The sequence below is a fragment of the Rhodopseudomonas sp. B29 genome (genome assembly GCF_000333455.1).
Classification (GTDB): domain Bacteria; phylum Pseudomonadota; class Alphaproteobacteria; order Rhizobiales; family Xanthobacteraceae; genus Rhodopseudomonas.
On the sequence record NZ_BADD01000568.1, the window covers coordinates 1 to 10,295 of the forward strand.

The following is a 10,295-nucleotide window of genomic DNA, read 5'->3' on the forward strand; positions in this document are numbered from 1 at the left end:
GCGGATTTGATTCATCGTCGCCGACTTTTGTCCGCGGCCTCACGCCGCTTAAACGCCCATAACTTGGCGGAGCATCTCTTCAGCATCGCAAACCACACGATGACCACCCGCGGGGCAGCCGGGGGTGCGGGTGTTTCTCCCTCGAGAGGAACCCAACCGATGTGTGACTACAGTCTGCATGCCGTTGCGAGTCGTCCGGCCAAGGTCGGCGAGACTCTGATCACCACCACGTTCCGCGGCACCTCGACCCGCGGCTTCGCGTCGCCTGAAGAGCTGGACGTCGCGGTCTGCCTGCTGCCGGGCACCGAACTCGGTTTCGAGCACAATGTCCGTTACGACCAGCGCTGGATCTGGACCAAGACCGCCGATTACAAAGTCGGCAAGTTCAATCAGTTCGCCAAGGGCGAGCCCCACGTCCATCACGACGCCGTCGAGTTTCCGGACGGCAGCGCGGTGCTGGTGACGCTGCTGGTCACCGGCCAGCGCGTCAAGGTGCTGCAATTGCCGGTACAGCCGGAGCTGCAGCGCGGCGAAGCCAAGGCCGCGCCGGCGAATCGCTCGGCTCCGATCGCCCAGGCGTGATACGCGCGACCGGCCCGCGCCGGGCGGTGCGAGGCCGGTCGTTATCGCTGCGCGGCGCGCATCGCGCCCAGATGCCGCTGCCGACGGGCCGGAACGGGCCCGGCGGCGGGACGTTGTCTCGTCTGATCAAACGATACAGGCGAGGGCGAACCATGGATCAGTCGAATCAGTCGAGCGGAAGTCGCCAGCGTGGCGGGGCGGACCGAGTGTTGGATGTCAGGCTGATCGCAGCCGGCACGGCCCTGCTGATGAGTGCGTCGTTGGCGGTCCCCGCCGCGGCGTGTTCGGACGTGCACGCCTCGGCGGCCCCGTCAGTTCATCTTGCTCAGGCCACCCCGCAGCCGCTGCAATCGACGCCGGGCGCCGAGAACAAGCCGTCGGCCCCGCCCGAAACCACCGGCCAGGGCCCGCGGCCGCATGACATCCCGCCCCAACCGGCGCGGCCCGATGCGGCCGCGGTCGACGCCGGCGCCAAGCCGGCGCTGCCCCCCGCGCCGCCGGAGAAGATGGGCGAGCCGGTGCAGCCCAAGGGCGGCTGATTTTCAGGTGGTCGAAGCTTTGCCGCGCGCACTGAGCAACCTCTCCCGCCTGCGGGAGAGGTCGGCCCGGCGTAGCGCAGCGAAGCCGGGACGGGTGAGGGCTACAGCGCTTCAGTAATAACTAACTCACTGCCTGCGGCGCCCTCACCCCGACCCTCTCCCGCAGGCGGGAGAGGGGGCGCGCTGCGATCGGGGAGGGGCGCGTGTACTTAGGTTAAGGCTGAGCGGTCTTGCTTCAGCGCACCAGCACGTTCCTGAACTGCCACGGATCGGACGTGTCGATGTCCTCGGCGAACAGGCCGGGACGATCGTTCAGCGGGGTCCAGTCGGTGTAGTAGCCTTTCACCGGGCCGAGATACGGCATCTGCACTTCGAGGCAGCGCTTGTAGTCCATCTCGTCGGCTTCGACGATGCCGGCTTCCGGATTTTCCAGCGCCCACACCATGCCGGCCAGCACCGCCGACGACACCTGCATGCCGGTGGCGTTCTGATACGGGCAGACCTCGCGGGTTTCTTCGATCGAGAGCTGCGAGCCGTACCAATAGGCGTTCTTGGCGTGGCCGTAGACCAGGACGCCGAGTTCGTCGATGCCGTCGACGATCTCGTTCTCGTCGAGGATGTGCCATTTCGGCTGCATCTTGCCGGCGGCGCCGAACATCTCGTGCAGCGACAGCACGGCGTCGTTGGCCGGGTGATAGGCGTAGTGGCAGGTCGGCCGGTACACCACGTTCTGGCCGTCGCGCACCGTGAAGTAATCGGCGATCGAGATCGACTCGTTATGGGTGACGAGGAAGCCGTATTGCGCGCCCGGTGTCGGGCACCAGGTGCGGACGCGGGTGTTGGCGCCCGGCTGCAGCAGATAGATTGCCGCGCCGCAACCGTCGGTGTGCTTGCGGCCGTTGTCCGGCATCCAGGTCTCGTGCGTGCCCCAGCCGAGTTCGGCCGGCTGCAGGCCCTCGGAGACGAAGCCTTCGACCGACCAGGTGTTGACGAACACGTTCATCGGCTTCGGCGTCTTGGCGCGCTGGGTGTCGCGCTCGGCGATGTGGATGCCCTTGACGCCGAGCTTGTGGGCGAGCTGCGCCCAGCCTTCGCGGCTCTTCGGCTCGTTGATCTCGACGCCGGTGTCGCGCGCGATGTCGATCAGTGCCTGCTTGACGAACCACGACACCATGCCGGGATTGGCGCCGCAGGTGGAGACCGCGGTGGTGCCGCCCGGCTGCTTGGCCTTGGCGGCCAGCAGCGTCTCGCGCAGCGCGTAGTTGGTGCGCTTTTCCGGACCCGCGCTCTTGTCGAAGTAGAAGCCGGCCCACGGCTCGACCACGGTGTCGATGTAGAGCGCGCCGATCTCACGGCACATCGTCATGATGTCGACCGAGGAGGTGTCGACCGACAGATTGACGCAGAAGCCCTGGCCGCCGCCTTCGGTCAGCAGCGGGATCAGCAGCTCGCGGTAGTTGTCCTTGGTGACACCCTGCTTGATGAAGCGCACGCCGTGCTTCTTGGCGAGTTCGCCGTCCTCGTGCGGATCGATGATCACGAACCGCTTCTTGTCGTACTCGAAGTGCCGCTCGATCAAAGGCAGCGTGCCTTTGCCGATCGAGCCGAAGCCGATCATCACGATGGGGCCGGTGATCTTGGCGTGGATCTTCGAGGTGGACATCAGCGAATGCTCCGAAAAACAGGACGGGCGGTGCCCTGCGGCGCCGCCCCTCGGGATTGAACAGATAAGCGGCTTAGCTGCGGCGCTTGGCGGTGACTTCGATCTCGATCTTCATCTCGGGCTTGTAGAGAGCCGCGACGGTGACGATCGTCGCCGCCGGGCGGATCTCCGACAGGTTCTCGCCGCACACCGCGAACACCGCGTCGGCGTCGGCCGCGTTGGTGATGTAGTAGGTGGCACGGACGATATCTTCCATGGCGAAGCCGGCTTCCTTCAGCACGTTGCCGATCGTCTTGAAGCAATTCCGTGTCTGGGCCGTGACATCCTCGGGGAGCGTCATCGTCGTGTAGTCGAAACCGGTGGTGCCGGCGACGAAGACGAAATCGCCGTCGACCACGGCGCGGCTGTAGCCGGCGGTCTTCTCGAAGGGCGATCCGGAGGAAATCAGGCGGCGCGGCATCGGCTCGGTACCTTTGGATGAGTGCGTTGCGGGAGGAACTTGGGCGCAGGCAATGCCGCGTCTCGTCCGGCAAATCAAGCTGGAGGATCGACGGGCCGGCGCTGCGGAGGTTCAGATCGTCTCGGAACCGGCACCGCGCTCGCGCCGGCGGCGCTTCCAGGCGTCGACGGCGATCTTGACCACGAATACGAACAGCACCAGCGAGGTGACCCGCGGACGCTTGTCGAGCTGGGCGCGCGAGGCGGCGCGGTGGGGCAGGGTCAGCATCGGCATCGCCTCAGGCCGCGCGCGGCAGAGCGCGCCGCGCCGGCTTCGCAACGGGCGCCGCGGCGCCGGTGGCGACAATCAGCCCCGCTGCGCCATCGAGCGCGCCGTCGCGCAGTTCGAGGCCGAGCAGCCGGTCGCGCTCGAACGGGCCCGGCAACGCCAGCGCGTCCATCTTGGCGGACGAGAAGCCGAAGCGCCGATAATACGGCTCGTCGCCGAGCAGCACGATGGCGCCGTGGCCGCGCGCCGCCGCCTCGGCGATGGCGTGGCGCATCAGCGCGCCGCCGAGGCCGAGTTCGCGGCAGGACGAGGCGACGGCGAGGGGGCCGAGCACGAGTGCGGCCCGGCCCCCTGCGTCGACATGCCAGAGACGCACGGTGCCGACCAGACGGCCTTGACGGACCGCCGAGAAGGCGAGGCCTTCGGCGGGCGCGCGTCCATCACGCAAACGCTGGCAGGTGCGCGCATGCCGGCCTTCGCCGAAGCACGCATCCAGCAGGCGCTCACGCGCGGCAATATCGGAGCTCTTTTCCGCACGGATCGCGAACGGAACGGCTGCGACGTTCAAGGCAGTCAGGGTGGCGATTGCGTTCGTCATGGCACGTCGATCCCCACGCTGTCCGGCGAACCGCGCCGGCAGCATGTTGTCAGCAAATAGCGATGTGACGGGGAGAGGCCGGCAAGCCGGCCTCGACTTTCTTCACGCCTCCCCAGCGGGAGGCGGGGAAGGAGGTTCGACCCTTAGATGTGGTAGGTCCGCAGCGGCGGGAAGCCGTTGAAGGCCACCGACGAGTAGGTCGACGTATAGGCCCCGGTGCCTTCGATCAGCAGCTTGTCGCCGATCTCGAGCGTCACCGGCAGCGGGTACGGCATCTTCTCGTACATCACGTCGGCCGAATCGCAGGTCGGACCGGCGAGCACGCAGGGCGTCATGTCGGCGCCGTCGTGGCGCGACTTGATGGCGTAGCGGATCGACTCGTCCATGGTCTCGGCGAGACCGCCGAACTTGCCGATGTCGAGATAGACCCAGCGGACCTCGTCCTCGTCGCTCTTCTTCGAGATCAGAACGACTTCGGTCTCGATCACGCCGGCGTTGCCGACCATGCCGCGGCCCGGCTCGATGATGGTCTCCGGGATCTGGTTGCCGAAGTGCTTGCGCAGCGCCCGGAAGATCGAACGCCCGTACTGCACCACGGCCGGCACTTCCTTCAGGTACTTGGTCGGGAAACCGCCGCCCATGTTGACCATCGACAGGTTGATGCCGCGCTCGGCGCAGTCGCGGAACACCTGCGCGGCCATCGCCAGCGCACGGTCCCACGCCTTCACCTTGCGCTGCTGGGAGCCGACATGGAACGAGATGCCGTAGGCTTCCAGGCCGAGACGCTTGGCGAGGTCGAGCACGTCGACAGCCATCTCCGGATCGCAGCCGAACTTCCGCGACAGCGGCCACTCGGCGCCGGCGCAGTCGTACAGGATGCGGCAGAACACCTTCGAGCCGGGCGCGGCACGCGCGACCTTCTCGACCTCGGCGGCGCAGTCCACCGAGAACAGGCGGATGCCGAGTTCGAAGGCGCGCGCGATGTCGCGTTCCTTCTTGATGGTGTTGCCGAACGAGATGCGGTCCGGAGTCGCGCCGGCGGCCAGCGCCATCTGGATCTCCTGCTCCGAGGCGCAGTCGAAGCACGAGCCGAGCGACGCCAGCAGCGACAGCACTTCGGGCGCCGGGTTCGCCTTGATGGCGTAGAACACGCGGCTGTCCGGCAGCGCCTTGGCGAAGCTGGTGAAGTTGTCGCGCACGACGTCGAGGTCGACGACGAGGCACGGCTCGACGTCCAAACCCTTTTCGCGGCGGTCGCGCAGGAATTCGCGGATACGATCGGTCATGGCACTCTCCCACACGCCCAGCGACGGGCGCATTCCAGCGATGAAGCCGCTCCGATGCGTCAAGCGCCCGTCACGCGATGGAAGCGCAACGAGCGATCCGCTCGGATTAGCAGTGCTGCCGTGGATTGGTTGGGAGAGCTCCCGCCCGCACACCTGGCAATGAAGGACAAGCCTCTTCGGTATTCGCGCCGGCTGTTGGAAAGCCGGCAGAGACCAAAAAAGCCCGCTCCGTCGTTGCTTTAAGTCGCGTCCCCCGTTGAGAACGAGGTGCGCCGGTTCGCCTCCGGCTGCCGATCACGGTTGCAAGAGAAAAAGTCACCTTCAACGGCATCCCTTGAGAGAGATGCTGGCCTCGCTGCTAGCAGCATTGAGACCCTCGGCTTCTTTATCCCTTGGCGGCTGTCCGGCCTCTTGTCCGGATACCTACCGACCGACACACGACCACAGGCACGTGCGAAATTGGGCAAGAGGGGAAATAGGTGTTTACGTGCCGGGCTGCAAGATTTTTTTCGGGTTAACGCATGAATTTTTGGACACCGTCGCCGATCGTTGCTGATCAGCCACGCTCGTCACCTCGAACATGAACATCCGTTCAAGGTTGCTAACTAATTCTTTGCGAATGAGGAGCGGCGAGACGGCTGGCGCCGCGCTGAGCGCTTGCGAGAAAGGCCTGTGCCGCAGCTGTTCTCTGAACAGCGGCGCGGCCGACGTGCGCTCGCGGCGCGAGCGCTGCTCAGGCGCGCTTGTAGAACGGCTCGATGCGCTGGGCGTTGCGGACGAAGCCGACCATGATCACCACGCCGAGCACGAACAGCACGCCCTGCAGGATGTGGGCGGCGGTGTCGTCGAGTCCGAACAGGATCGCCAGCGCCCAGCCGCCGGCGAAGGCCGCGCCGAACACCTCGGCGCCGATCAGGATCGCGGCGCTGATGACGGTGACGACACTCGGCCAGGCGATAGCGCGGCGCGCGGTCGAATTCGGAAGCTTGCTCATCGGGTGACGTCCTGTTTGCGGCGGCAATCTAGCGAAATTGCCCGTCGCGGCAAGGCCAGCCGATGGGCCGATAAAGTGTCATCACTGCGGCAGGGGCCGATTTCGGCCCAGAACAGCGTCCGAGGGCGCAAAAAAGCCCGACCGAATCCTATATAATCCGCAGCAAAGCCACGCCGAACCCGGCTCAACCGCGCAACGCCCCAGGATGGATTGATGACAGACAGCTCCGGACCGATCGCCGCACCCTCTGCCTCCGGCAATCCGCTGCTCGAAGCCTGGACCACCCCGTTCGAAACCCCGCCGTTTTCGCAGATCAAGCCCGAGCATTTCATGCCGGCGTTCGAGCAGGCATTCGCGGACCACGCCGCCGAGATCGCCGCCATCGTCAACGATCCGGCCGAACCGGACTTCGCCAACACCGTCACGGCGCTGGAGCGCTCCGGCAAGTTGCTGAATCGCGTCGCCGCGGTGTTCTACGATCTGGTGTCGGCGCATTCGAGCCCGGAGCTGCTCAAGATCGACGAGCAGGTGTCGCTGCGCATGGCGCGGCACTGGAATCCCATCATGATGAACGCGGTGCTGTTCGGCCGCGTCGCCGCGCTGCACGACAAGCGCGCCAGCCTGAAGCTGACCGCCGAGGAGAAGCGGCTGCTGGAGCGCACTTATACGCGCTTCCACCGCGCCGGCGCGGGGCTCGATGCCGCCGCCAAAGCCCGCATGGCGGAGATCAACGAACAGCTGGCGCAGCTCGGCACCAGCTTCAGCCATCATCTGCTCGGCGACGAGCAGGAGTGGTTCATGGAGCTTGGTGAGGGCGACACCGACGGCCTGCCGGCCAGCTTCCTCGCCGCCGCCAAGGCCGCGGCCGAAGAGCGCGGCATGCCCGGCAAGGCGGTGATCACGCTGTCGCGCTCCTTCGTCGAGCCGTTCCTGAAGATGTCCGGCCGGCGTGACCTGCGCGAGAAGGTGTATCGCGCCTTCATCGCCCGCGGCGACAACGGCAACGCCAACGACAACAACGCCGTCATCGGCGAAATCCTCAAGCTGCGCGAGGAGAGCGCCCGGCTGCTCGGCTACCCGACCTTCGCGGCCTATCGGCTCGAAGACTCGATGGCCAAGACGCCGGAGGCCGTCCGCGGCCTGCTGGAACGGGTCTGGAAGCCGGCCCGCGCCCGGGCGCTGGCCGACCGCGACGATCTGCAGGCGCTGGTCACCGAGGAGGGCGGCAACTTCAAGCTGGCGCCGTGGGACTGGCGCTACTACGCCGAGAAGCTGCGGCAGCGCCGCGCCGATTTCGACGATTCGGCGATCAAGCCGTATCTGGCGCTCGACAACATGATCGCCGCCGCCTTCGACACCGCGACCCGGCTGTTCGGCGTCAGTTTCGCCGAGCGCAAGGACGTGCCGGTTTGGCACCCGGATGTGCGCGTCTGGGAGGTCAAGGACGCCGACGGCAGCCACCGCGGGCTGTTCTACGGCGACTACTTCGCCCGCCCGTCGAAGCGCTCCGGCGCCTGGATGACCTCGCTGCGCGATCAGCAGAAGCTCGACGGCAATGTCGCGCCGCTGATCATCAATGTCTGCAACTTCGCCAAGGGCGCGGAGGGCGAGCCGTCGCTGCTGTCGCCCGATGACGCGCGCACGCTGTTTCACGAGTTCGGCCACGGCCTGCACGGCATGTTGTCGAACGTGACCTATCCGTCATTGTCCGGCACCAGCGTGTTCACCGACTTCGTCGAGCTGCCCTCGCAACTCTACGAGCACTGGCAGGAGCAGCCGCAGGTGCTGCGGCAATTCGCCCGCCACTACCAGACCGGCGAGCCGCTGCCCGACGACCTGCTGCAGCGCTTCCTCAAGGCCCGCAAGTTCAACCAGGGCTTCGCCACGGTGGAGTTCGTATCGTCGGCGCTGCTCGATCTCGAATTCCACACCCAGCCGGCGGCGTCGATCGGCGCTGTCCGCGACTTCGAACGCAAGGAGCTGGAGAAGATCGGCATGCCGGAGGAGATCGCGCTGCGCCACCGGCCGACCCAGTTCGGCCATATCTTCTCGGGCGATCACTACGCCTCGGGCTATTACAGCTACATGTGGAGCGAGGTGATGGACGCCGACGCGTTCGGCGCCTTCGAGGAGGCCGGCGACATTTTCGCGCCGGCGGTCGCCAAGCGGCTGCGCGACGACATCTACTCGTCGGGCGGCTCGCGCGACCCCGAGGAAGCCTACATCGCCTTCCGCGGCCGCGCCCCCGAGCCCGACGCGCTCCTCCGCCGCCGCGGCCTGCTCGATACGCCGGAGGCTGCGTAGCGAATGGTCGCCCAGTCCCAACAGCGCACCCCTCGTCATTGCGAGGAGGCGAAGCCGACGAAGCAATCCAGCTCGGTGCACGGAGCTGGATTGCTTCGCCTTCGGCTCGCAATGACGAAGCTTCTGCTGTTCGGAGCCTTGGTAACTTGGGCGCTTGGGTCGAATCCGGCGCAAGCCCACCCTCATGTCTGGGTCACCGCGACCAGCCAACTGGTCTATGGCCCCGACGGCGCCTTCACCGGCGTGCAGCATTCCTGGGCGTTCGACGACATGTTCTCGACCTATGCGCTGCAGGGCATCGAGACCAAGCAGAAGGGCGTCTACACCCGCGAAGAGCTGGCGCCGCTGGCGCAGACCAATGTCGAGTCGCTGAAGGAATTCGCCTACTTCACCTTCGCCAAGGCCAATGGCAAGAAGCAGAAATTCGCCGAGCCGGTCGATTACTATCTGGAGCAGAAAGACGGCGTGCTGACGCTGCACTTCTTCCTGCCGCTGAAGACGCCGGTGAAGAGCCCTGATCTCGCGGTCGAGGTATTCGATCCGACCTACTTCATCGACTTCTCTTTCGCCGACAAGGACCCGGTGACGCTGAAGGGCGCCCCAGCCAGCTGCAAGCTCGACTTCCAGCGCCCCAATGACGGCACCGCCAATGCACAGCGCATGTCCGAAGACAATTTCCTGAGCGGCGACAATTCCAACTACGGCGCCATGTTCGCGAACAAGATCGCGGTGTCGTGCCCATGAGTGCTGCAAATCAAGTTGTCAGCTCCGTCATTGCGAGCGAAGCGAAGCAATCCAGCGCAGTGCACGGAGCTGGATTGCTTCGTCGCTCCGCTCCTCGCAATGACGGGGAGGCGTGGTCGATCCGGACGCTCGCCGTTCTCTGTGTGGCGCTGTTTGTCGCCAGCGTTCTGACAGACGCCGCGCTCCACGCCGCGGTCGCGCAAAATCCGTTCGGTGCCCCCAAGACAACTCCCGAGCCGCAGGCCGGCGGCATCGTCGGCTGGCTGCTGGCGCAGCAGTCGGCGTTCTATCGGCAGATTTCCGCAACGATTCGCGCCGCCAAGGCCGACGGCACGGCGGTGTGGACGCTGGTGGCGATCTCGTTTGCCTACGGCATGTTTCACGCCGCCGGCCCCGGCCACGGCAAGGCGGTGATCTCGTCCTATCTGGTTGCCAATCAGGAGACGGCGCGGCGCGGCATCGCGTTGTCGTTCGTCTCGGCGCTGCTGCAGGCGCTGGTGGCGATCGCCATCGTGGCGGTTTGCGCCGGCCTGCTCAGCGCGACGGCCGCCACCATGTGCAGCGCCGAGAAGGCAATCGAGATCGGCAGCTACGGGCTGATCGCGCTGTTCGGCGCCCGGCTGGCGTGGCTGAAGGGCGGCGGCTTGCTGCGGGCGCTGCGTCAGTCCAGCGCCCCGAGGCCCATGGGCCTCGCTTTGGCGGCAGCGCCAGCCGGTGGTCACGATCACAGCCATCATCATCACGACCATCATGGGCATGACCATCACCACCACGATGATCATGGCCATGCCCGCGTTGCCATCGCCGAAGCCGGGCACGCTCACGCCCACACGCATTCTCACGCTCACGACCACAATC

Annotated in this window: 11 protein-coding genes; 5 read left to right on the plus strand and 6 right to left on the minus strand. The window is 66.2% G+C overall.

All coding sequences use genetic code 11. The features are described 5' to 3' along the window. The first annotated feature begins 159 nt into the window (after window positions 1-159). Window positions 160-582: a hypothetical protein gene (locus I5M_RS20185; RefSeq protein WP_022723047.1), complete on the plus strand. Its 423-nt coding sequence runs from the start codon at window positions 160-162 to the stop codon at window positions 580-582. A 206-nt stretch (window positions 583-788) separates the two neighbouring features. Beyond that, a complete protein-coding gene (locus I5M_RS20190; protein WP_040771815.1) occupies window positions 789-1,121 on the plus strand; it encodes a hypothetical protein in 333 nt (110 codons plus the stop codon). Window positions 1,122-1,356: 235 nt separating this feature from the next. Here the strand turns inward: I5M_RS20190 and I5M_RS20195 are convergent, their stop codons facing one another. The 6 genes from I5M_RS20195 to I5M_RS20220 all read right to left on the minus strand — a co-directional run bounded on the left by I5M_RS20195 (window position 1,357) and on the right by I5M_RS20220 (window position 6,389). Further along, window positions 1,357-2,784, minus strand: a complete 1,428-nt coding sequence (locus I5M_RS20195) for a homospermidine synthase (RefSeq protein WP_022723049.1) — start codon at window positions 2,782-2,784, stop codon at window positions 1,357-1,359. A 73-nt stretch (window positions 2,785-2,857) separates the two neighbouring features. Beyond that, window positions 2,858-3,244: a RidA family protein gene (locus I5M_RS20200; RefSeq protein ID WP_022723050.1), complete on the minus strand. Its 387-nt coding sequence runs from the start codon at window positions 3,242-3,244 to the stop codon at window positions 2,858-2,860. A 111-nt stretch (window positions 3,245-3,355) separates the two neighbouring features. Next, window positions 3,356-3,511 (minus strand): hypothetical protein, encoded by a 156-nt coding sequence (locus I5M_RS33185; protein WP_199900052.1) that lies wholly within the window; start codon window positions 3,509-3,511, stop codon window positions 3,356-3,358. A 10-nt stretch (window positions 3,512-3,521) separates the two neighbouring features. Then, window positions 3,522-4,109 carry a GNAT family N-acetyltransferase gene (locus I5M_RS20210; RefSeq protein WP_022723052.1) on the minus strand — a complete coding sequence of 196 codons (588 nt, stop codon included), beginning with the start codon at window positions 4,107-4,109 and terminating at the stop codon, window positions 3,522-3,524. Window positions 4,110-4,252: 143 nt separating this feature from the next. Next, window positions 4,253-5,395: a type III PLP-dependent enzyme gene (locus I5M_RS20215; protein WP_031337164.1), complete on the minus strand. Its 1,143-nt coding sequence runs from the start codon at window positions 5,393-5,395 to the stop codon at window positions 4,253-4,255. Between the two features lie 733 nt (window positions 5,396-6,128). Then, window positions 6,129-6,389 (minus strand): hypothetical protein, encoded by a 261-nt coding sequence (locus I5M_RS20220; RefSeq protein WP_022723054.1) that lies wholly within the window; start codon window positions 6,387-6,389, stop codon window positions 6,129-6,131. Between the two features lie 213 nt (window positions 6,390-6,602). Between I5M_RS20220 and I5M_RS20225 the strand changes: the two genes are divergently transcribed. The 3 genes from I5M_RS20225 to I5M_RS20235 all read left to right on the plus strand — a co-directional run. Beyond that, window positions 6,603-8,693 (plus strand): M3 family metallopeptidase, encoded by a 2,091-nt coding sequence (locus I5M_RS20225; RefSeq protein ID WP_022723055.1) that lies wholly within the window; start codon window positions 6,603-6,605, stop codon window positions 8,691-8,693. A 111-nt stretch (window positions 8,694-8,804) separates the two neighbouring features. Then, window positions 8,805-9,437, plus strand: coding sequence for a DUF1007 family protein (locus I5M_RS20230; RefSeq protein ID WP_022723056.1), 633 nt, complete (start codon window positions 8,805-8,807; stop codon window positions 9,435-9,437). A 74-nt stretch (window positions 9,438-9,511) separates the two neighbouring features. Then, the coding region (locus I5M_RS20235) for a nickel/cobalt transporter (RefSeq protein WP_376738692.1) at window positions 9,512-10,295 on the plus strand (784 nt) is incomplete at its 3' end.